Raw genomic sequence first — 21,509 nt, 5'->3', positions numbered from 1 at the left:
TTATGCGGCAAACCATTCATACAACGGCTTAACAAGATGCCTTCACATCATAACAGCAGGGCGACCCTCGGGGGTCTCCTCATCGCTCTCGGGATCATTTACGGCGACATCGGTACCTCCCCTCTTTACGTACTCAACGCCATCGTCAGTGGCAAGACGATTACCGAAGAGCTCGTAGTCGGTTCCCTTTCCCTGATCATCTGGACACTCACACTCCAAACCACCATCAAGTACGTGATCCTGACCCTGCGGGCCGACAACCGGGGGGAAGGCGGCATCTTCTCGCTCTTCGCCCTTGTGCGGCGGCGGAAGCGCTGGCTCGTGGTGCCGGCGATGATCGGCGGCGCGGCCCTGCTGGCCGACGGCATGATCACGCCACCGATCTCGGTCACATCCGCCGTTGAAGGTCTCAAGCAGATCCATTCGCTGCACGATATTGGCCAGTGGACGGTCGTATATATTGTGCTGGCCATCCTCGGCGCGCTGTTTTTCCTGCAGCAGTTCGGCTCCGCATTTATCGGGCGCTTCTTCGGGCCGATCATGACGGTGTGGTTCCTGATGCTGGCGGCGCTGGGCCTGTACCACCTTTCCGACTACCTGCACATCTTCAAGGCGTTTAATCCCTGGTACGGGATCCGCCTGCTGATCAACTATCCCAATGGGTTTTACATTCTCGGCGGCGTCTTCCTGTGTACCACGGGTGCCGAGGCACTTTACTCCGACCTTGGCCACTGTGGCAAGTGGAACATCCGCTACTCCTGGATCTTTGTGAAGACCTGCCTTATCCTCAACTACCTCGGGCAGGGCGCCTGGCTCCTGTCGCACCATACCGGCGAGCACATCACTGCCGACATGATAGAAAGCGGCTTCAACCCCTTCTTTGGACTCATGCCGCAATGGTTCATCTACTTCGGCATTACCATCGCCACGGCGGCGGCCATCATCGCCTCGCAGGCCTTGATATCGGGCTCCTTCACGCTCATCTCCGAAGCAATGCGCCTCAACCTGTGGCCGAAGCTCCAGATGAAGTATCCCACCGAAGAGCGCGGGCAGGTGTATATCGGCGGCGTCAACCTGATGCTGTTCGTGGGCTGCGCCGGCATCACCCTTTACTTTCAGAAAGCGTCGGCGATGGATGCGGCCTACGGTCTCGCCATCACACTGTGCATGATCGCCACCTCGATGCTTTTTGCCAACTACCTCGTGCTGAGGAGGGTGCGGCCCGCTTTCATCTACCTGTATCTCGCGGTATACCTTACGATCGAGTTCGCCTTCCTCTTCGGTAACATCGATAAATTCCCCCACGGCGGCTACGTGACGATGCTGGTCGGCGGCCTCCTGTTCTTTATCATGTACGACTGGTTCCGCGCCCGCAAGATCAAGAACCGCTACGTGGAATTTGTGCGTCTCGACCACTACATCCCGAAGATCCAGGAGCTGAGCAACGACCGCACGGTGCCTAAGTTCTCGACGCACCTTGTATACCTCACATCGGCCGACAACCCGCGCGAGATCGAGCACAAGATCATCTACTCCATTCTCAACCGGAAGCCGAAGCGCGCCGACATCTACTGGTTTGTTCACGTGGATACGCTCGACGATCCGTATACGATGGAATACAAGGTGGACCATATCATCCCCAACGATATCATCCGCGTGGAGTTCCGCCTCGGGTTCCGCGTGGAGCCGCGGATCAACCTGATGTTCCGCAAGGTGGTGGAAGACCTCGTGAAGAACCGCGAGGTGAACATCACGAGCCGCTACGAAAGCCTCGAGCGGAGCAAGGTGGTGGGCGACTTCCAGTTTATCGTGATGGAAAAGTACCTGAGCCAGGACAACGAGCTTCCTTTCCTCGAGCGGATCATCATGAAATTCCACTTCTGGCTCAAGGAAGCCTCCCTCTCCGAGGAGCGCGGCTTTGGTCTCGACGTAAGCAATGTGACTGTGGAGAAGTTCCCGCTCATCGTGGCGCCGGTGACAAATTTGAAATTGAGAAGGGTCGAATAGCGCACTATTCGCATGCGGAAAACGCGGATCATGCAGCTATTTTTTCATTGAAAAAGCCCATCGCGATGCGATGGGCTTTTTGATCTGCGTTATCCGCGCTATCCGCGTCCTTATTTCTTCTTCCGCTCCGTGAGGTGCACCTCGTCGCGGTCGACGTGGAGGACGTGCTCGACCCCGTGCTTCAGGGCAACGTTTTCGGCGTCGTGCGATACGGGGAACCCGAAGCATACCGGGTAGTCGTACTCGAGAACGGCGTCGCGGATGATCTCGTACACATCTTTGCCGAAGGGCCGCTCCGTGTCTTTCATCCCGGTGAAGCCGCCTACGACGAGGCCGGCGAGGCGCGCCAGCTTGCCGCTTCGCTTCAGCTGTACCAGCATCCGGTCGATATTGTATAAATACTCACCCACGTCTTCGATAAAGAGGATGGTCTTTTTCGTTTTGAGCTCCGACGGCGTTCCGAGGCAATGGGCCAGCAGCGTGAGGTTGCCGCCCACGAGCGCTCCCTTGGCGTGGCCCACGCGGTTATGATCGTGCGCGGCCAGGTGGTACTCGGCGTGCTCGCCTTCGAGAGCGGCGCGGAGCGTGGCCAGCGAGGCATGGCCGGGGCCGCCTTCGTTGAAGGCCGCGGCCATCGGCGCGTGGAGGCCAGGGATACCGTATTCCTGCCAGATATGGCTGTGGAGCACGGTAATGTCGCTGAAACCGATGATCCATTTGGGCTTGTTGCGGAAGGCCTTGAAGTCGAGGCGGTCGATGATGCGGCTGACGCCGTAGCCGCCGCGGGCGCAGAGGATCGCGTCGACGCTGTCGTCGTCGAGGAGGCGCTGCAGGTCGATGCGGCGCTCTTCGTCGGCGTCGGAGAAGTAGTTGCCCGAGCGGCTGTGGGTGGTGTCGCCCAGCCGCACGCTGTAGCCCCATTCCTGGAGGGTATCGATGCAGGTGCTCATTTGCTCGAGGGCCATAAACCCGGCGGGTGCCGTGATGCCGATGCAGGCGCCTTTCTCGAGGGGCGAAGGTATTTTGCTCATAAAGAATCGGTAAGGGTGCTGCCCGTGTCCAGAACGGTTAGCCGGTGCAGGGCGCCGCACTTAAGGGCGAAGTTAGGCCGCTGGTGTCCAACCGGGAAATTAAACGCCACGGGATAGGGCACGTCGCCGATCCGCTGCAGCACGATGTCGTGCAATTCGCGGCCAAACTCCTCGCCCGGGTCGTCGGGCTTCAGCTTGAAGCCGCCGAGGATGAGCCCGGCGAGGCTGCGCAGCTTACCCGTTCGGTACAGGTTCTGGAACATCCGGTCGACGCTGTACGGATACTCGCCGGTGTCTTCCACAAACAGGATCTTTCCTTTCGTGTCGATGTCGGAGGCGGTGCCCGCGAGGTTCTCGAGGGTGCGGAGGTTGCCACCTACGAGCAGCCCCGTTGCCCGCCCGTTGCGGTTGTGCGCGAACGGGGGCACCGTGTAGGTCATCGGCTTGCCCTGCAGGGCATCGCGGATCGAGAGTACGGTATCGCGCTGGATGGGCTCGGCGGCTTCCCAGTTGTCCGGGAACGAATTGCACATCTTGGAGTGGAGCGTGGCGATGCGGCAATGACGGTGGATATGGCTGTGGAGCACCGTGATGTCGCTGAAGCCGATGACCCACTTGGGTCGTTTTTTGAATTTTGTCCAGTCGAGCGAATCGACGATGCGTACAGACCCGTAGCCCCCGCGGGCGCAGAGGATGGCGCCCACCGACGGATCATCGAGCAACTGCTGCAGGTCGGCGCGGCGCTCGTCGTCGGTGCCGCCGAATGAAAAGTCTTTTTTGCCGATGCTGCTGCCCAGGCGCACGTTGTAGCCCCAGCCCCGGATCTGCTCCAGGGCTGGCTGCAGCTCCGCTTCGGTGATGGCGCCCGCGGGCGCCGTTATGGCGATGGTGGCGCCCGGCTTCAGGTAGGGCGGGATCCGCACGCGGAGCGTCTCGTCGTCGCCCGCGAAGGCCGCGGCTTCTTTCGGGGCAAGGCTCCCGGCGAGCAAGGTTCCCAGGGTGGCGAGGAAAGACTTTCGTTGCATGGGTCTCAATTTACGGCATGCATGCGAACACGTCGTTGGCAAGCTCTCGGAGCCGTCATTGCGAGGCGGGCCGCCCGGAGGGCGGACCAACGAAGCAAGCCCCCGGGGCCGGCTCAGCGGTTTCATGCGGCCGCAGAAAAAGCCCCCAAGGGCTTGCTTCGGGCCTTCGCTTCACTGTGGCCCTCGCAATGACGGCTACGCAGCGAAACCATTAAAACCTTCAAAACCTTCAAAACCTTCAAAACCTTGTCGAAACCTTCCTAACCCGTCCCTGAACCTTTCGGTGTGTACATTTGCCCCGATGACAAACCCGAAACGCTATTTAGTAACCTCCGCCCTCCCCTACGCCAACGGCCACAAGCATATCGGCCACCTGGCGGGCGCCTATATTCCTGCCGACATCTACGTACGCTACCTGCGCGCGCAGGGCCGCGACGTTGTGTTCGTGTGCGGCTCCGACGAGCACGGCACCGCCATCCCCATCCAGGCGATGAAGGAAGGCACGACTGCGCAGGCCATCATCGACAAATACCATTTTATCATGAAGGAGAACTTCGACGACCTGTCGATCTCCTTTGATGTATACGACCGTACATCGGCGCCCGTGCACCACGAAACGGCGAGCGAGTTCTTTACCTTCCTCAACGACCGCGGCGCGCTGATCGTAAAGGAAAGCGAGCAATACTTCGACGAGCAGGCCAACACCTTCCTGGCCGACCGCTACATCAAGGGCACCTGCCCCAACTGCGGCTTTACCGGCGCCTACGGCGACCAGTGCGAGAAGTGCGGAACGGCCCTGAGCCCCGACGAGCTGATCAACCCTGTAAGCACGCTCTCCGGCAACCCGCCCGTAAAGCGCGCGACGAAGCACTGGTACCTCCCGCTCGACCAGCACGAGGCCTGGCTCCGCGCCTACATCCTCGAGCAGCATAAAGACGACTGGCGCCCCAGCGTCGTAGGCCAGTGCAAAAGCTGGATCGACGGCGGCCTGCAGCCCCGCGCCGTTACCCGCGACCTCGACTGGGGCGTGAAAGTTCCGCTCGCCGACGCAGTGGGCAAAGTGCTCTACGTGTGGTTCGACGCACCCATCGGCTATATCTCCGCCACTAAAACCTGGGCGGCGCGCGAAGGCAAGGACTGGAAGCCGTACTGGCAGGACCGTGAGACGAAGCTGGTGCACTTTATTGGCAAGGACAACATCGTATTTCACTGCATCATCTTCCCGCTGATGCTTCACCTGCACGGCTACATTGTGCCCGACAACGTGCCCGCCAACGAGTTCCTCAACCTCGAGGGCGACAAGATGAGTACCTCGCGCGCCTGGAAGCTCGACATGCAGGATTACATTGATGACTTTATCAAGAAAGAGAATGGTGGCCCGCAGCTGGCCGACGCGCTGCGTTATTACCTGACGACCATCGCGCCCGAAACAAAGGACAGCGACTTTACCTGGAAAGGCTTCCAGGATGCCGTCAACGGGGAGCTGCTGAATAAGTTCGGCAACTTCATGAACCGCACGCTGGTGCTGATGCACAAGCTCACGGCCGGCAAGGTTCCGAAGTGGCATGCCGATATCGTAACGGAGCGCGACAACAACCTGATCAAGGACATTCAGAATGCAAAGGCCAAAATAGAAACACTGCTCGAGGAGTACCGCTTCCGCGATGCCCTGGGCGAAGTGATCGCCCTGTCGTCGCTCGGCAACGTGTACCTGCAGGAATGCGCTCCCTGGACCGTGGCGAAGAAGCTGACCGAAGGCGGCTCCGCAGCCGAGGCCGCACAGAAGTCGATCGACAACTGCCTGCACCTGTCGCTGCAGCTATGCGCCAACCTCGCGATCCTGATCAACCCCTTCCTGCCCAACACGGCGAAGAAGATGTGTCACCTGATGAAGGTGGTGGACGGCATGCTGGAGTGGAAGAACGCCGGTTCGCTGAAGCTGCTGTCGGTAGGCTATTCGCTCCGCGCTCCCGAGCTCCTCTTCCGCAAGATCGAGGACGAGGAAGTGGCGTACCAGGTAGAGAAGCTGAAGGCGGGGATGGAAGCATCGAAGGCGGCACAGGAAGCTGAGAACGCGAGCCGTGAGCCGTCCGCCGTGAGCGGTGAGCAGGTGAACGGTGAGCTTACGACTGAAAGCAAATCTGAAATCGCAAATCTGAAATCTGACCCGTCCGCCATAGCTTCAGCGAAGGCGGAAATAGTATATGACGACTTCGCAAAGATCGACCTCCGCGTGGGCACGGTAACGGCCTGCGAGAAGGTGCCGAAGGCCGACAAGCTGCTGCAGCTCACGGTTGATATGGGTAACGAGGTGCGCACGATCGTATCCGGTATCGCGCAACACTTCACACCCGAATCGATGATCGGCAAGCAGGTGCTCGTGGTGGCCAACCTCGCGCCGCGAAAGATGCGCGGCATCGAAAGCCAAGGAATGATCCTGACGGCCGAACAGCCGGATGGAAAATTGATACTGGTGGGACCGAATGACCGGACCGAGCCCGGATCGGGCGTACGGTAAGGCGGCACGCAGATCACACGGATAACGCAGATAAGGAAAGCCATCGCTACGCGATGGCTTTCCTCTTTTGTGCTTGATCCGCGCCATCTGCGTTATCTGCGTGCCCTTCTCCCGCTTCCAACTTCCGAAATTGTTTTTCCCTTACCTTCATTACCAATAGTTGCATAACTAACTAATTTATGGACAAACGCATCATAAAGAAGGTAGCCGTCCTCGGGTCGGGGGTCATGGGAAGCCGCATCGCCTGTCACTTTGCCGGAATCGGCGTACCCGTGCTGCTGCTTGATATCGTACCGTCGGAAGCCAGGGAAAGCGACAACAAGGCCGCGCGCAACAAGATCGTCAACGATGCGCTGGCGGCGGCGGTCAAGAGCAACCCCTCTCCCATCTATACGAAGGACGTGGTCAAAAAGATCACGACCGGCAACTTCGACGACAACCTGAAGGAGATCGCTTCCTGCGACTGGGTGATCGAAGTGGTGGTGGAGCGCCTCGACATCAAGCAATCCCTTTATGAGCGCGTGGAGCAGCACCGCAGGCCGGGCACGCTCATCACGTCCAACACCTCTGGCATCCCGATCCACCTGCTGGCCGAAGGCCGCTCGCCCGACTTCAAAAAGAATTTCTGCGGCACGCACTTTTTCAACCCGCCACGATACCTGCGCCTCCTCGAGATCATCCCGACACCCGACACCGATACTGCCGTCGTAGACTTCCTCATGGATTACGGCGACCGCTACCTGGGCAAGACCACTGTGCTCGCCAAGGACACACCCGCCTTTATCGCCAACCGCGTCGGTGTTTGGGGCATGATGGCCATCTTCGGGCTTATTGATAAAATGGGCCTGACGATCGACGAGGTCGACGCGCTCACGGGGCCGCTGATCGGCCGTCCCAAATCGGCCACCTTCCGCACCGCCGACGTCGTGGGCATCGACACGCTCGTGAAAGTGGCCAAGGGTGTGTACGACAACTGCCCGCAGGACGAGCAGCGCGACACTTTCCAGATTCCTTCCTGGCTGAATAAGGTTGTTGAAAACAATTGGCTCGGCGACAAAAGCGGGCAGGGCTTTTTCAAGAAAACAAAAGGTGCTGGTGGCGAGAAGGAGATCCTCACGCTCAACCTGCAATCGCTCGAATACGGTCCGCGCGTGAAGCCGAAGTTTGCCTCGGTAGATGCCGCCAGGCCGGTGGAAGACCTGAAGCAGCGCCTCCAGATGCTGACCGCCGCGCCCGACAAGGCCGGCGAGTTTCTCCGCCATTTTCATTACGGCCTCTTCTCCTACATCTCGCAACGCATCCCCGAGATCTCCGACGAGCTGTACCGCATCGACGACGCCATGATGGCCGGCTTCGGCTGGGAGATCGGCGCCTTCGAAAGCTGGGACGTGCTGGGCGTGGAGCGCTCCGTGAAAAAAATGAAGGAAGCCGGCTACGCCGTTGCCCCCTGGGTGGACGAAATGCTGGCAGCCGGCAACAAGACCTTTTACAAAGTGGAAGACGGGAAACGTTTGTCGTACGACCCCGCTTCGAAAACCTATAAGCCCATCCCCGGCGGCGGCGACTTCATCGTGCTGCGGCACCATACCGAGGTATGGAAGAACAGCGCCTGCCTCGTGACCGACATCGGCGAGGGCGTGCTGGGCCTGCAATGGCAAAGCAAGATGAACTCCATCGGCGGCGACGTGCTGGCCGGGATCAACAAGGCGATCGAACTGGCCGAGAAAGGCTACAAGGGACTCGTGATCGCCAACGAAGGACCGAACTTCAGCGCCGGCGCCAACGTGGGAATGATCTTCATGCTGGCCGTGGAGCAGGAGTACGACGAGCTCGACTTCGCCATCCGGATGTTCCAGAACACGATGATGCGGGTGCGTTATTCGTCGGTACCGGTGATTGTAGCTCCCCATGGCCTCGCCCTTGGCGGCGCCTGCGAGATGAGCCTGCATGCCGACAAGTGCTGCCCCGCGGCCGAGACCTACACGGGACTCGTGGAGCTGGGCGTGGGCCTCATCCCCGGTGGTGGCGGCACCAAGGAATTCGTGCTCCGCGCCTCCGACGAAATGCACGAGGACGAGCCCGAGACCATCACCCTCAAGAACCGCTTTCTCACCATCGCCACGGCCAAGGTGGCCACATCGGCTCCCGAAGGCTTTAACCTCGGTGTGTACCGCAAGGGACTGGATGAGGTAGTTGTAAACCAGGGCCGCCGGATCGCTGTGGCGCGGCAATCGGTGCTGGAAATGTCGGACGCCGGCTATGTGCAACCCATTCCCCGCAGCGACGTCCGCGTGCTGGGCCGCTCGGCCCTCGGCTCCCTCTACGCCGGCATCCACGGGATGCAGACCGCCAACTACGCCACGGCCCACGACGCCCTCGTGGCCCGCAAGCTTGCCTTCGTGATGTGCGGCGGCGACCTCTCGGAGCAGAGCCTCGTGAGCGAGCAGTACCTCCTCGACCTCGAGCGCGAAGCCTTCCTCAGCCTCTGCGGCGAGCGGAAGACGCTCGAGCGGATACAGGGCGTATTGAAGAATGGCAAGCCGGTGAGGAATTAAATATCGAATATCGAACAGATGAATAGCGAATATCGAAGTGGGGCAGAATCATCCCGAAGGCTCTTCCATGAGCACCCTGACTTCGATATTCGATATTTGATATTCGCTATTTGATATTCTTCCTGCCCTTGCATAGCTTTTGCATGGGCTGCCCTATATGCCCCGACGCCTCTTGTATCTTCACCTTCGGTCACTCATCCTGATTTCCCTTATCTGGATCATTTTCGGGGTGGTGTTTTTTGAAAACCTCATCCGTAACTGCAACGACCTCGGTGTGCGGGTGTCGCTGTACCAGTTTTCCGTTGCCTTCGGGATCATCGGCTTCGTGATCACGGCCGTGATCATCTTTTACCTGAAGCCGGCCTTCAACCACCACCCGGTGTGGCGGGCATCGCTCTATAAGCTTCTCATTACGCTGGTCCTGTTCTTTTTCATTGCCTTCGCGCTGCTGCTGCTGTACTACGTGTTTCTCTACAAGAAACACTTCCACTTCGGGCACTTCCTGGAGTCGTTCTTCACCAAGATCATGCGCACGCGCACCTTCACCGTATTCATTGTCGACATGGCCATCATGACCGTGATGTCGATCGCGATGCTGGAGGTGAAGGATAAGTACGGTCCCGGGATGTTCTGGGCGATGATCAGCGGGGAGTTCAACAAGCCGGTGGTGCAGAACCGCATCTTCATCTTCCTCGACATCAACGAAGCCACCTCCATTGCCGAAACCCTCGGCCACGAGCGCTACTTCCTCATGCTCCGCCGCTTCTTTGCCGACATCACGATGCCCGTGCTCGCCTCGGAGGGCGAGATCTACCAGTACGTGGGCGACGAGGTGGTGCTCAGCTGGGCCAACACGCCCGAGAACAAGCTGCAGGCGCTGAAGTTTCTCCGCTATGCCTACTTCCTGATGGAGCGAAAGGCGGCCTTCTACGAGAAACGCTTCGGCTACATCCCGCGCTTCAAGGCCGGCGTGCATGCCGGCGAGGTAACGGCCGGCTTCGTGGGCGTCGTCAAGAAGGAGCTGCTCTACACCGGCGACACCGTCAACACCACTGCGCGGATCCGCGGCGTGTGCCACGACGTCAACGAAAGCTTCGTGCTTTCGGGCGAGTTCATGCGCGACCTCGAAAAGCCCCACGGCTACAAGATCAAGGCCATCGGGCGGATCGAGCTGAAAGGAAAAGTGGAGTGGGTGAAGCTATACTCGATGAAGTTTGAGTAGCGGCCGGGCTGCGAGAGCAAGCAACTAACAGTTCTTCCGCGTAAGCGAGGTTCGCTGATGTATCCCCTTTGCGTTTGTAAACTGGTCAGCAGGTTAGCCGACGCATGTTGCCTCAGGGCTTCCTCCTGGCAACCAGCCTGCGTTCTGCCCCGCTCAACAGGGCTTCAATCCGCATGTCAATCAGGTCAAGCAGGCGCTCCGCTGCGATGGCTACCGTGCCGCTTTCGTCGAGCCCGCCCACGATCCTGGCAGCCGGGAGCGTATCGGTCTTTTCGCCCTTGACCGTGCGCAACACGGCCACATTCCCGACGCGGTACCGCAACCCTTCGGGCGCGCCGGTCAGCTCGAGGCTTAGCTGCAGCGTTTGCCGCTCGCCGCTGGCGGCAGCGGGCAGATCCTTATACAGGAGCCAGGGCCCCGCAGCTTGCCGCGCATCGAAAGTCCAGCCCATGCTGCGTGCCGCTCCGAGCACGTCGGCGGAACGGTCCATGCCGCTGCCGCTATCCAGCACAAACAAGCCGCGGTAGATCACCGAGTCGCCGCGGATCGGCGTCGTTTGCGCCAGTACAGCGTTCGAGCAAAGCAGGAATAGAAGTATAACGGGGAGGCGCATATGCTTAAAATTGATACCCGAATGTGAGCAGGGGCAATGCCCGCTCTTCTTTGGAAAAGGCCATGGAAAAAACGATCAGGGCTTTGTTGAAGGGCGCAATCCAAAGGCCGCCGCCATAGCCGGTATGAAGGACGTCCGACTGCTCGCCGTCGCTCCACACGCGGCCCGCGTCTTCAAAGGCAAGCAGCCCTACCGGTCCGCGAAACAGGTAGGCATTCAGCGTGCCGAGCTCGGCCCGCAATTCCGCGTTGCCATATACCCGGCTGCGGCCCGAAAAGCGCTGGTAGCGGAAGCCGCGGAGATTCTGGTTAAGCCCCAGCGTGGCGGCCTGCGGCAGCACGAACTTGCCCCACAGGTGCTCGCCGCCCAGGTCGATAGCCGCTACGAGCTTTTTGCTGAGCAGCTCGTGGTAGATGGCGAAGTGGCCGCCGGCCCGCACGGGGTCGCCGTCGCCGCCGCCAAAGCCCCAGAGCGGCGTGACGGTCGCCGAGGCCAGCACACCGCGCTTCGGTCGCTTGCGGTCGGAGCGCGTATCGACCTCGAAGCCGAGACGCGCACCGAGATAGCGGCTCGGGTCGAAGAAGCGCACGTTCTCGGCTGCCGCCGTTTCGCCGACCAGCTTGCCGTCGTTGCGCCTGCGTGAGCCTTTGAAATACTGGAAGTATGGTCCCGCCGAAAGCGTAACCGACGGCGACACATGGTAGCGCGCGCTGACCCCCGCAACCACCGACGTATAAAGCGCGAGGTAAAAGTGATCGTCTCCCGGCGCCGGGTCGCGGAGCGTGGTTTCATTACCATACCCATAAAACCTCGTGCGCACGGTGGGCCAGCGGCCGTCGAAAGAGATCTGCGCATCAGTATGCGGGAGCACGCCGATCCACTCGCCGCGGTAAAAGGCATGGTAGGCATTCGTTTGCAGCGCCCGCGCAACACCCAGCTGCTGGCGGCTTCCGTAGGGATTCTTGCGGAAGCCGTTGAGCACCGCCTTGTAGGTAAGACCAAGGAACAGGCCGCCATCAACGGAGTATTCAAGCACCGGCGCCGGGCCGAGCGTACGGTATGTATAGCCGAGGCGGAGATAAAGATTCTTATCGGGGTCGACGGAAAGGCGATGGATCAGCCCGTCACCCTGCAACACGTTCTGGTCGATGCTGAGGTCGTACACCTTCGCCCGCGCGCGCCCTTCTGCCGAGAAGCTGTCGCGGCCCGCGCCGCCGATCAGGCGAACCTGCACGTGCGACCGCTTGTCTCCTACCGCAAACCGGTCGTCGCCGGCGAGGCCGTACACCTGCACTTCCTCCGTTTCGCCGGGAAGGAAGCTGCGCTCGTACAGCCATCCCGAATCGCGGGCATCGCGGGCCACAACCTGCAGCCCGCCCGATGGCGTTGTTTGCAACGTAAACGATTCGGCCTCGCGCGAGCCGGTCAGCTGCACGCTTGCAGACAGGAACCGGTAGTACGCATGCATTTCCCTTTTGAAATAACCACGGCGCTCTTTGAGCTTCTGCGCGATCTCGGGACCATGAAAGTCGCGGATCTCCAGCGGCTGCTGCGCGAGGGCCGAGTCGATCACCGCATCGGTCATCTGCCCGAGGAAGGCATCGATGGCAGCGTTCCAATCGGACCAGGAGAGGTGCGTCAGGAAATAGCGGTCGAAGTTGCGCGCCGGCCGGTTGAAGGTGCGGATATTCCGGGCCTTCGCACCGAAGCCCTGGAGCTCGGGGGCGATGCTTTTGCTGCGGGCCAGGTGCGGCAGGAGACCGTCGTTGGTGAAGAAGGCCTGGTCGCGGTCTTTGGGAATGGGCCGCCAGATGACGCGGCCGGCACTATCCTGCGGGTACCACACCCATTGCCCCTCGTGGCGGTCGAAGTCCATGAGGAAGTTATCGAGCAGTCGTGCCCGGAGCACCGCGTGCTGGTCTACCGTATTTCGGTGCGCGCCCTGGAGCTCCTGCACCAGCTCCTCGGTGCTGAGGAGGCGCGGAATGCTCCGGCCCTGGAGGTCCTGTTTGGGTGCCCGGTTTTCGAGCAGCGCCACGCGGCCGGCGAAGTCTTTTTCAAAGGCGCCGAGCCGCTTGTCGGGCGCTACGTACACGAGGGTATCGGGCAGGTACATTACGCCAGCGTGGCGCGCGAGGTAGTTGGCGGTAAGGGCGGCGTAGGGATAAGAGCCGGAGATGCCGTCGGCCACGATCCGCTCGACGGCCGTCTTCTTAAAGGCGGGATCGAGGGCTTTGGCGGGGAACTTCTGCACGGAGCGAAGGCTCCAGCTTCCGCCTTGGCGGTCTTTGAGGCGCAGCGATTTCGTTTGCTTGCCACCCCCTTCCTTCTCCACCGTAAAGCGGGCGCTGTTGAACAGGGGCGCCGAAACCGGGGTGGACCATTCGCGGCGATAAGCTCTCCCGTTGAGGAAGCGGGACAGGCGCGTTCCGGCCAGCGCCGAGTCGGCGGCGGCCCGCCGCGGCCCTTCCTGCGCCGGCTGGGCCACGGCAGCAGCGGGCAGGGCAAGCGCCAGGAGCAGTATCCAGGTAAGCCGTCGGATGATTTGAGGAACGTCCATAGTCTGCTCGGCAATAATTTCATGCCACAGCTCGTCGGGTGGGAAAAGTGCCGGTTCAGGAAGACCGCGCAGCCTCATCCCGCTCTGCAATCAAAGTTGCCGAATAACCGTCAATGAGGATGGAGGCAAAGGCCTCTGATTGTTCCTCTATGGTCAGCATGGTCGCGTTTAGCAACAAGGAATCAGAATCAGGCCTTTTTCGACCTTTTTGGGTTGCTTTCCCGCAAAATCCGGTTACAGCTTTTCAACAAAAACTTTAAGAAGAGCAAATCAGTTCTGGCTAATTCAATAAGGCAAGCCTCCGCCTTTCAAAGAACGGGAACAGCGGGGGGCAAAACTGATAAGTTGGAACCCAGTCCTATGCACGAGAAAAATTCCTCAGCGAAAGCTGAGAATTTTCGTTTGTGCCGTCGCTGCAGCGGTGCCAAGTACAGAGCTAGCAGCATTCAACCTTTCGCTCAGCAAATGGAATATAAAAAACAGTATTGGTCTCATTCATCGACGAACTGCTTTTCATGCTGCTGTTGATACTATGCAACCGTTCTTTGATTGCGAGTTCTTCTAGGGATAATCCCTCCCCACTGCCATTTCGATTAGGCGCATTATCGGTAATGCTCAAAACAATCTGATTGTCCTCTATGGATAAAATGCTGCTAATCTCCGTGGCCCCGTTCGCAGCGGCGGCTTTCAGTTTTTCCTGGAAAGTTCTGTAAATGACGATCGACACGCTAAGGCCGGTATCCACCTCCTCTTCGAACGACAGAAAAGTTACGCCTATCTTCATCTTAGCCGCTATTCGCTTACTCTCGAATTCCATGGCTTCTACAAGACCAAGATCCCTTATCATGTTGGGATAAACCTTGGTCGCCAGGTTCCTGAAATAATGCAACAGGTCGTTTAGCTGGTCCGAAACACTTTCTGTTATGCCCTGTGAAGCATTCGTGAAATTTGCTTTTCCCGAATCGATGTTGATTTTAATAGCTGTTAGCTGCTGCGCCAGCCTTTCATGTATTTCATAAGCCAATTCTCTTTTCTCATCCTCTCTTATATACTGGAGATGCGAGGTTAATCGACGCAATTGCGTATTGGCTTTCTGGATTTCTGTTTTTGCGGCTAGGGCCTCTTCCATTCTCCGGCCATTCAACTGATCCAATTGTTTCTGTAAATTTTCAGAGATTCGGATAAATGTGAACCAACCGCCTAAGATCAGCAGCACCAAAACACCAACCAAAACAATATTCTGTATCGCTTTCGCATAACGTTTTGCCTGTAATTCGGCTAGTTGCAAATTGATGTCTGCCAGCAGCCTTGATAACCCGATTTTGAGCTCGTTTTGCTGCCCGAGATATTCTGTGGAAAAGAGTATGCTTCTTGCCTCCCGGAGCTTGTTTAAACGCATTAGTTCAAAGGCACGGTGTTCCAACTCAAAGAGATTGATAGAAGCCAGATCGAGTTTGCCGCTGCTTTTTATCGGAATCAAATTCTTGATTTGCGACAGCGTTTGAAGGTACCGGGGTTCGATTTCACGATACCTTGTTTGCCACTCTACGTCACCGGTCATTGTGAACAAGCGGGCGGACATTGTCAGTGCCTCGTCATAATGGATAAGCTTGCCGTTGAGGTCAGTGAGTATTAACTGCTGCCCGATCCTTCTTTCCTCGGATCTAAATGCTCCATATTGATAAATAAATATCAGGATAAGCAGAAAAGCAGCAAAGATTATTGCTACCTTATTGAGCAGGTTTTTATTGATTAGCATGATCTTCGATCCCACTCTTAAGAAAAGTATGTCAAAGCAGTTGGTGTTCCGGCGGGATACACAAACTTAATAATACTTCTGTTTTTAATATGTAGAGCAGGCGGTTCATTTGATCGGTTAAATAGAAACAGCGGTTGCGTATAGGTGTAAACCTAATTAGTAAAGGATAGGTAATTCTAATTGGAGCGGCATCGGCTCTCCGACGCTCCGCCCACCGGTGCATAATCATCACTTAATAAAATCAGCGCGGGCTCCAGGTTGGGAGCCCGCTTTTTTGTGCCGGTATTCGTACACGAAAAAGGCGGTCATTCGTTCACCACAGTTCCCTCCAGCAGCCGCACTACTTTCTGAAACCGCTCCACCAGCACTTCCCGGTCGGCCGCGTCGGGGAGGCCGGTCTGCGCGCTCTGCTCCACGAGCCGCGCGTGGCGCAGCAGCGCCGCCCGTTGCTCCGCGCTCCGCGCGCATTGCGCCACCGTAGCGATGCAGTCCAGCATCCGCAGCAGCACCATGATACTGCTCCGCCCGTAATCGCGGATCTGGATAAAGGCGGCATCCGCCAGCCCGCCAAAGGTGATGGGGCTCGTGATCAGCCGCAGCTGTCCCTGCTCGTCGTAGCGGCGCGCGGGCGGAAAGCTCCGCCCGCAGGTGCGGCAAAGCGCCGTGCCCAGCCAGTCGAGGCAGGTCATGGCGGTAAAGGGATCGTTGATGGCGGGCGACAGCGCGCGCAGCGCCACTTCCACGAGCTCGTTGATGCCAAAGGTCAGGTCCTGCACCAGCGTCCGCTGCGCCCCCAGGATGAAGGCGGCGTTGATGGATTTCTCTACGGCGGACGAAACCGCGCCCCCCGGCCATACCGAGGCGATCGCGGTACCGGCGGTCACGAAATCACCCGGCTGTCGAAGGAGTTGTAGCACAGAGTCATGCTTACACGCAAGTAGCAGTAGGGCTTCGTCGTCGCGCACCTGCACATAGCCGCTCGCCGTTGCGAGGACCCGGCGCGGCGGAAGCGTCAGGCTTGGCGGCTCCTCGCTGATCGCGCCTTCGTGTTCCGGAACAGCGCCACCGGTTAACACGTGTGGAAGCTCGCGGTCAATAGTGAGTTGCAGGTCGTTGCTCACCCGCTCCACCACCACGGAGGCCTGCACCGAAACGGCCACGTGGTTGATAAAGAAGATCAGGATCGCGAAGCTGGTGACGCCCAGCAGCAGGCCCACCGTAACCGACACCTGCGGGAGCGGTTTCGTCGCTTCCTCGCGCAGCTGCAGGATCACGAGCATCGAGAAGATAAAGGTGGCGGTGAAGGTTCCGAGCGTCATTTGCGTGCCGGTATCGCGGAGAAAATTGCGGAGCAGCCTCGGCCCGAACTGAGAGGCGGCGATCGTGAGCGGCACCATCATGATCGAGAACACGACACCCACGATACCCACGGTGCTGGCGGCGATGGTCAGCAGCAGCGAGCGTACAGAAGCCCGGTCGTCGTGGTACAGCCAATGCGTCGGCAGCGATCCACTGGCCGTGAGCAGGCGATCGAGCCAGCTCGTGCCGAGCCAGAGCACGGCGGCACAGGCCATCATCAGCGACGGCACAAACCAATAGCTGGCGCGGAGGGTATCCCAGAGCTTGCGAAGACGGGCGGGCCTGGCCATCGGGTGCTGTTTGATTTGTTGAACGATGCGCTATCCCGACTAAGGTAGCAAGAAGCCGGCCTCGCCCCGGTTTGCTTCGTAAAACGTACCGTTCAGGCTGTGGCATGACCGCCGGGAAATACTGAGGATGCCAACGCGGTTCAGCGCGCCCTTTTGGGGCGATAAGCTGTGGGCATTCCGAAATGAACATTTATTGCAGAACGATGGTTTTCGTCAGCAGGGTTTTTTGTCCTTCCACGATAACAAAATAAGTGCCTTTAGGCTGCGCACTTAAATCAAGCATCGCGGGATTTCCGTTGCTGATATGCCCCTTCATCAATTGCACGAGCCGCCCCATTCCATCTACCACCTTTATTACGACGGCTTCACTGCTTGCCGATGTGGAGTAAACGCCCGTTATGCCTCTCGACGGGTTTGGAAAAACGGCGTAATACGGCTTGGCCGTCGGCGTTACCGACGAAACGGCCGTACCGATCATGGCATCGTTCCGCTTGTACCAAATGGGTGCGGTCACGATCTTATTTCCATCACCCTGCCTGAGTATGAAATAGTAATACCAGGTGTCCCCGTTCGGTTGACTATTTTCCGGGTTAGCAGCATCAAACGTTACCGAGGTGCCCGGTGCCACAAAGGTTTTGATCGGGCCGGCGGGAATCGCATTATTTATCGGGGCGCCCCACAGTTCGGCAATTGCAAGGGTATCATTCAGATCCAGGTCGGAAACATTCAGGGATAGCGCCGGAACCCCTGCTTTTTCCAAAGAGCTTCCCATGACCGACTGGCCACTTTTAAAATCAACCTTCACATTACAATCTTCTGAAGCATAAAACCGGTTCGCCCGCACCGCTTCCATTATTGCCGCGCGCGTCCGGGCAGTTGCCAGCACGACCATCCTGTTGCTATTGCTTTCACCGAAGGTGAAGTAGTGGGTGTCCTGGTCCATCTGTGGAGCAAGATGATACCCTTTAGCCAGCATGTTCTTATAGTAATCCAGATACGAAAGAGACGAAGGGAAATCGGAATAATTGGTGGCGGTAGAAAATGCGGGGCCACTTTCAACAGCCACGCCAACCAACGCATTATCGGCGGCTGCATTGTACGCGTTGTTGAAAAGTCCCGCATAATCGAATGGCTGGGGATGGGCAAGCGTGGCAAATGCACCGGTCCTGGCTGCCACAATCGGCCACAGCGAGTTGTAATCGTTTTTGGCCACGAAGATGTCATAGTTATTCGGCTCCCACCCGATAAGCTGGTTGTCAAAGCCGTAAACCAAAACGTGACCGCCGTTCGAAATCACACCCCATTCCATACCCCATAGCGTTACGATGGACTTTCCCGTAACCGCGCTCGGTACCCCGTTGACCAGATTGGCCTGGTCGTAGCCCACCCGGTAATTCGCAATATGCAAACCGGCCGTTGCATGATTATGCTCCGAAATGCCCAGAAAATCAAAGCAGTTTGCATCACGGGCAAACTCATAATCGTCTTTTGGCGTACGGCTGGTATTCTCTTTATTTCCGTCTGAATACGAAGAGTGGGCATGCAGGTTCCCGTACAAATACAGGTAGCCATTGGGTTGCGGCAATTGCGCAAAAAGCGTGGCCGGAACTGCGCAAAGCAGGAACAGCAGCAGACTGGTTTGTTTCATTTTTCCTGATTAGAGAGAGCAAACAGCTCAGAATGAGGTAGCCGGTAAAGATAATAGCTCAGAAACCATAGCCAGGTTAATGACTGCTTAACGTTACGGGCAATATGCCCCGCAGAAGCCGCTATACGGGCGACGGCTACCAGATACCCGGTCAGGCAAACCGGGCCTGCAAGGACCTGTTGCTTTGCTTCAATGACATCTTTCTGTGTTCTCCTGGGATAGATGACGATAGCAAGCGGCAATCAAGTGATGCGGAACGCAACTTCAGCTGCTTGCTTTCCGGATCAGCTCGTACCGCTTTTCGATCTCGATCATTGCGGTGGCGGCGAACTCCTGTAGCATTGCCTTTTCGCTTTCAGTAAAGGTGCGTGGCTCTTTGTCAACCACGCACACGGTGCCGATCGGGAACCCATCCTTCGTGGTTATGGGAGCGCCGGCGTAAAAACGAAGACCGAAGTTCCCGGTCACCAGCGGGTTGGCAAGGAGGCAGGGCTCGTTGAGGGAGTTCTCGAAGATCGTGGGCTTATCGCTCAGGATGGCGAGCGAGCAGAGGCTGACCCCGCGCGGGGCGCTGTCGGTTCCATCCATACCCATATTTCCGGGAAAGAGCACTTCGTCCTTGCCCACGAGCGACACCAGTGCGATGGGTGTATCGAAGGTCCGGGCAATGATCTGCGCGAGCCCGTTAAAGTAGCCGGCGGGCAGCTCGTTGAGCAGGCGATAGTGGGTCATCGCAGAAAGCCGCTCTTGTTCGTTGGCAGGGATGATGTCTTTACCGAAGCTGTTGGGATACTGTTGTTCCATGAATCGTTTGCGCTGACGGCTCCGTTGTAGGGACGGATGTCGCTGCAAAAATACGGGCGTGCAGCTGCTGCCCGGAGACTTTTGCATTCCATACAAGTCAACCCAGGGGCCGCCCGGCAATACCGATGCGGACTACCTGCCCAGTTTCGATTCGAGGAAAGCTTTGAGCTCCTCCGGTGAAAGATCCTTTTTGAGGATAACGCCCTTGTCGTCGAGCAGGAAATTCGCCGGGAAGCTGCGCACACTGATCCGCTCCGCTTCTTTTCCATTCTCATCGAGGTATTGAGGCCAGGCAAGCTGCAGCCTTTCGATAGCGGCCAGCCAGTCGCCGCGGTGCTCCCGGCTGTCTACCGAAATCCCGATGATCCCGAATCCTGAGTCCTTATACCGGGTGTACAATTCCCGCAGCGCCGGCGCCTGTACAAGGCAGGCCCGGCAATGGGAGTACCAGAAGTCAACCAGCGTATAGCGCCGGCCTTTAGCCAACGCAGCGATCGATACGGAAGGAGCCAGTGACAGGTCCGGAAAAATTTTGCCGGCACCGAGCTGCAATTCCCTGCCCAGGTCGGCGGCGAGCGCGCGGCATGTATTGGATTTTTGCACGGCAAGAGAAAAGAAGCGGGTGTTGCGGAGGATGCTCCGTTTATCGTCGTCGGTCCGCGCCTGCGCCACATCGAACACCAGTTCCCACAGTGCCACGTACGAGTTCGGGTGCGCGCTGATGTAGCGGCGCATCAGGCGTTGCTTCGCCTGCATATCATGGACGGCGCCCGTGAGCGTGTCCACGGTGGCGCCGAAGCTCCGTTTAAGACGCCGGTATTCCTCATTGGCGGGCGAATGGATATCAGTACGCAACTCTTTGTTGGTTGCCAGGTCGTCGACAGCGATGCGCACGTTGCCGCCATCGATAAAATAGATGTACGATGTATGACCGGAATTTTTTTTCGCATCATAGTAGGAGACATAAAGCGGGTGCGGATAACGCAAGCTGCCGCTGACTTTGAAAGCCCCGTTGCGCACCGGGATGAATGGCGAGAATACCGAATCGCCCGCTTGTTTGCTGCGGACACAATCGTTGTAATAAAGCGGGTAAACGCCTACGAGGAGGGCCAGCTTCTGCCCGTTGTAATAGTCGGAATGCCCGGTTACGGTAAAGGCCTTTGCCTGCGCCCCTGCCAGCGCCGGGAGCAGGGCAAGCAGTATGAGAATCCTGTTCATAGCAGTATGTTTCGAAGCAGGGATGCAGGACCGGTCCATTTTGCATACGGCCTGCGCTTATTTTTAGTTGATGGGAGAAGTTGAACTCGATACCGCCGGGGGCCTGCTGACCCTTCACGCCGAGCTCGTGTTTTACGGCGGCTTCGCCACGCCCGAACTGGCGGAGCAGCTCCGCGCCGAAACGGAGGACCTCTGGAACGAGCCGCAGGGCCGCGTGCGGATCGGCGACCGTACTTATACGGTCGTCTTCCGCATCGGTGCCGCCTGCATTCCCGCCCTCGACGAGTACCGCGTGCTTTCCAATACCGACCCGCGGGCCAACTTCTTCCGCATCGAAGACTTTGCCGGCAACAACATCTCCTTTGTCGACGGCCTTGGCTGCAACACCGGTTACTTCCTCCTCGAAAACCTGTACGCCGGCTCCACCACGGCGGCCCACGAATTCGGCCATACGATCGGTCTCGACCACCCGCTGCAGCTCGACTGGCGCGGTCGTGGCACACCGGGCATCATGTGCGCCCGCGGCACCCTTGTCGACCCGCAGTTCCAATACGACCCGGCCGTTCCCGCCGGTCAGAAAGGCGGCACCATGCACCCGCGCTTCCGCCGCGTGCGCCAGCAGGACATCGATGACTTGCGTCTCGACCGGCTCCGTTTTGTTCAGGGAAGGGCCGTGCTTGGCGAATTCAGCAACGTGTACCACTGGCCGCACCAGCGCTGAGGGCCCTTCGAAGCCGTCATTGCTCCCCATCCGAAGCCGTCATTGCGAGGGGGGCCGCCCAGTGGGCGGACCAACGAAGCAAGCCCTCGGGGCTGGCTCCGGGGAATCATGCGACCGCAGCGTGCTCCCTTAGGGATTGCTTCGGGCATTCGCTTCGCTGCTGCCATCGCAATGACGGT

14 protein-coding genes are annotated in these 21,509 nt (G+C 58.5%); 5 read left to right on the top strand and 9 right to left on the bottom strand.

The annotated features are described in order from the left end of the window. The first annotated feature begins 36 nt into the window (after positions 1–36). Positions 37–2,007 carry a KUP/HAK/KT family potassium transporter gene (locus tag ACYU7Z_RS17435; RefSeq protein WP_460572831.1) on the top strand — a complete coding sequence of 657 codons (1,971 nt, stop codon included), beginning with the start codon at positions 37–39 and terminating at the stop codon, positions 2,005–2,007. 110 nt (positions 2,008–2,117) lie between these two features. On the opposite strand, the gene ACYU7Z_RS17430 is transcribed toward ACYU7Z_RS17435, so the two are convergent. Together ACYU7Z_RS17430 and ACYU7Z_RS17425 are read right to left on the bottom strand one after the other, a co-directional pair. Next, positions 2,118–3,038: a S66 peptidase family protein gene (locus ACYU7Z_RS17430; RefSeq protein WP_460572829.1), complete on the bottom strand. Its 921-nt coding sequence runs from the start codon at positions 3,036–3,038 to the stop codon at positions 2,118–2,120. Next, positions 3,035–4,063, bottom strand: a complete 1,029-nt coding sequence (locus ACYU7Z_RS17425) for a S66 peptidase family protein (RefSeq protein ID WP_460572827.1) — start codon at positions 4,061–4,063, stop codon at positions 3,035–3,037. The genes ACYU7Z_RS17430 and ACYU7Z_RS17425 overlap by 4 nt, the downstream gene beginning before the upstream one ends. Before the next feature lie 301 nt (positions 4,064–4,364). Here ACYU7Z_RS17425 and metG point away from each other — a divergent pair, with 301 nt between their 5' ends. From metG to ACYU7Z_RS17410, 3 genes are all read left to right on the top strand, one after another. After that, positions 4,365–6,581 (top strand): methionine--tRNA ligase, encoded by a 2,217-nt coding sequence (gene metG, locus ACYU7Z_RS17420; RefSeq protein WP_460572825.1) that lies wholly within the window; start codon positions 4,365–4,367, stop codon positions 6,579–6,581. Between the two features lie 179 nt (positions 6,582–6,760). Then, positions 6,761–9,136 carry a 3-hydroxyacyl-CoA dehydrogenase/enoyl-CoA hydratase family protein gene (locus ACYU7Z_RS17415; RefSeq protein WP_460572823.1) on the top strand — a complete coding sequence of 792 codons (2,376 nt, stop codon included), beginning with the start codon at positions 6,761–6,763 and terminating at the stop codon, positions 9,134–9,136. Between the two features lie 157 nt (positions 9,137–9,293). Beyond that, positions 9,294–10,358, top strand: coding sequence for an adenylate/guanylate cyclase domain-containing protein (locus ACYU7Z_RS17410; RefSeq protein ID WP_460572821.1), 1,065 nt, complete (start codon positions 9,294–9,296; stop codon positions 10,356–10,358). A 112-nt stretch (positions 10,359–10,470) separates the two neighbouring features. Here the strand turns inward: ACYU7Z_RS17410 and ACYU7Z_RS17405 are convergent, their stop codons facing one another. The 7 genes from ACYU7Z_RS17405 to ACYU7Z_RS17375 all read right to left on the bottom strand — a co-directional run bounded on the left by ACYU7Z_RS17405 (position 10,471) and on the right by ACYU7Z_RS17375 (position 20,609). Further along, positions 10,471–10,971 carry a hypothetical protein gene (locus ACYU7Z_RS17405; RefSeq protein WP_460572819.1) on the bottom strand — a complete coding sequence of 167 codons (501 nt, stop codon included), beginning with the start codon at positions 10,969–10,971 and terminating at the stop codon, positions 10,471–10,473. Positions 10,972–10,975: 4 nt separating this feature from the next. Continuing rightward, complete coding sequence (locus ACYU7Z_RS17400; protein ID WP_460572817.1) at positions 10,976–13,531, bottom strand: BamA/TamA family outer membrane protein; 2,556 nt, start codon at positions 13,529–13,531, stop codon at positions 10,976–10,978. 436 nt (positions 13,532–13,967) lie between these two features. Next, a complete protein-coding gene (locus ACYU7Z_RS17395; protein WP_460572815.1) occupies positions 13,968–15,290 on the bottom strand; it encodes a sensor histidine kinase in 1,323 nt (440 codons plus the stop codon). A gap of 305 nt (positions 15,291–15,595) precedes the next feature. Continuing rightward, positions 15,596–16,939 (bottom strand): DUF2254 domain-containing protein, encoded by a 1,344-nt coding sequence (locus tag ACYU7Z_RS17390; RefSeq protein ID WP_460572813.1) that lies wholly within the window; start codon positions 16,937–16,939, stop codon positions 15,596–15,598. Positions 16,940–17,129: 190 nt separating this feature from the next. Then, positions 17,130–18,587: a T9SS type A sorting domain-containing protein gene (locus tag ACYU7Z_RS17385; protein ID WP_460572811.1), complete on the bottom strand. Its 1,458-nt coding sequence runs from the start codon at positions 18,585–18,587 to the stop codon at positions 17,130–17,132. Between the two features lie 264 nt (positions 18,588–18,851). Further along, positions 18,852–19,391 (bottom strand): GAF domain-containing protein, encoded by a 540-nt coding sequence (locus tag ACYU7Z_RS17380; protein WP_460572809.1) that lies wholly within the window; start codon positions 19,389–19,391, stop codon positions 18,852–18,854. 132 nt (positions 19,392–19,523) lie between these two features. Beyond that, on the bottom strand, positions 19,524–20,609 hold the full coding sequence (locus tag ACYU7Z_RS17375; RefSeq protein ID WP_460572807.1) for a TlpA family protein disulfide reductase: 1,086 nt from the start codon (positions 20,607–20,609) through the stop codon (positions 19,524–19,526). 70 nt (positions 20,610–20,679) lie between these two features. Here ACYU7Z_RS17375 and ACYU7Z_RS17370 point away from each other — a divergent pair, with 70 nt between their 5' ends. Then, positions 20,680–21,330 carry a peptidase M10 gene (locus tag ACYU7Z_RS17370; RefSeq protein WP_460572805.1) on the top strand — a complete coding sequence of 217 codons (651 nt, stop codon included), beginning with the start codon at positions 20,680–20,682 and terminating at the stop codon, positions 21,328–21,330. Positions 21,331–21,509 lie beyond the last annotated feature (179 nt).

Source organism: Flaviaestuariibacter terrae (assembly GCF_054777635.1).
This window is presented reverse-complemented; position numbering and strand designations above follow the sequence as displayed.

Coding starts and splice junctions, on each gene's coding strand:
- ACYU7Z_RS17395 (WP_460572815.1), bottom strand. CDS start 15,290: ATGCTAATCAATAAAAACCTGCTCAATAAGGTAGCAATAATCTTTGCT.
- metG (WP_460572825.1), top strand. CDS start 4,365: ATGACAAACCCGAAACGCTATTTAGTAACCTCCGCCCTCCCCTACGCC.
- ACYU7Z_RS17415 (WP_460572823.1), top strand. CDS start 6,761: ATGGACAAACGCATCATAAAGAAGGTAGCCGTCCTCGGGTCGGGGGTC.
- ACYU7Z_RS17405 (WP_460572819.1), bottom strand. CDS start 10,971: ATGCGCCTCCCCGTTATACTTCTATTCCTGCTTTGCTCGAACGCTGTA.
- ACYU7Z_RS17400 (WP_460572817.1), bottom strand. CDS start 13,531: ATGGACGTTCCTCAAATCATCCGACGGCTTACCTGGATACTGCTCCTG.
- ACYU7Z_RS17380 (WP_460572809.1), bottom strand. CDS start 19,391: ATGGAACAACAGTATCCCAACAGCTTCGGTAAAGACATCATCCCTGCC.
- ACYU7Z_RS17435 (WP_460572831.1), top strand. CDS start 37: ATGCCTTCACATCATAACAGCAGGGCGACCCTCGGGGGTCTCCTCATC.
- ACYU7Z_RS17425 (WP_460572827.1), bottom strand. CDS start 4,063: ATGCAACGAAAGTCTTTCCTCGCCACCCTGGGAACCTTGCTCGCCGGG.
- ACYU7Z_RS17410 (WP_460572821.1), top strand. CDS start 9,294: ATGCCCCGACGCCTCTTGTATCTTCACCTTCGGTCACTCATCCTGATT.
- ACYU7Z_RS17390 (WP_460572813.1), bottom strand. CDS start 16,939: ATGGCCAGGCCCGCCCGTCTTCGCAAGCTCTGGGATACCCTCCGCGCC.
- ACYU7Z_RS17430 (WP_460572829.1), bottom strand. CDS start 3,038: ATGAGCAAAATACCTTCGCCCCTCGAGAAAGGCGCCTGCATCGGCATC.
- ACYU7Z_RS17370 (WP_460572805.1), top strand. CDS start 20,680: ATGGGAGAAGTTGAACTCGATACCGCCGGGGGCCTGCTGACCCTTCAC.
- ACYU7Z_RS17385 (WP_460572811.1), bottom strand. CDS start 18,587: ATGAAACAAACCAGTCTGCTGCTGTTCCTGCTTTGCGCAGTTCCGGCC.
- ACYU7Z_RS17375 (WP_460572807.1), bottom strand. CDS start 20,609: ATGAACAGGATTCTCATACTGCTTGCCCTGCTCCCGGCGCTGGCAGGG.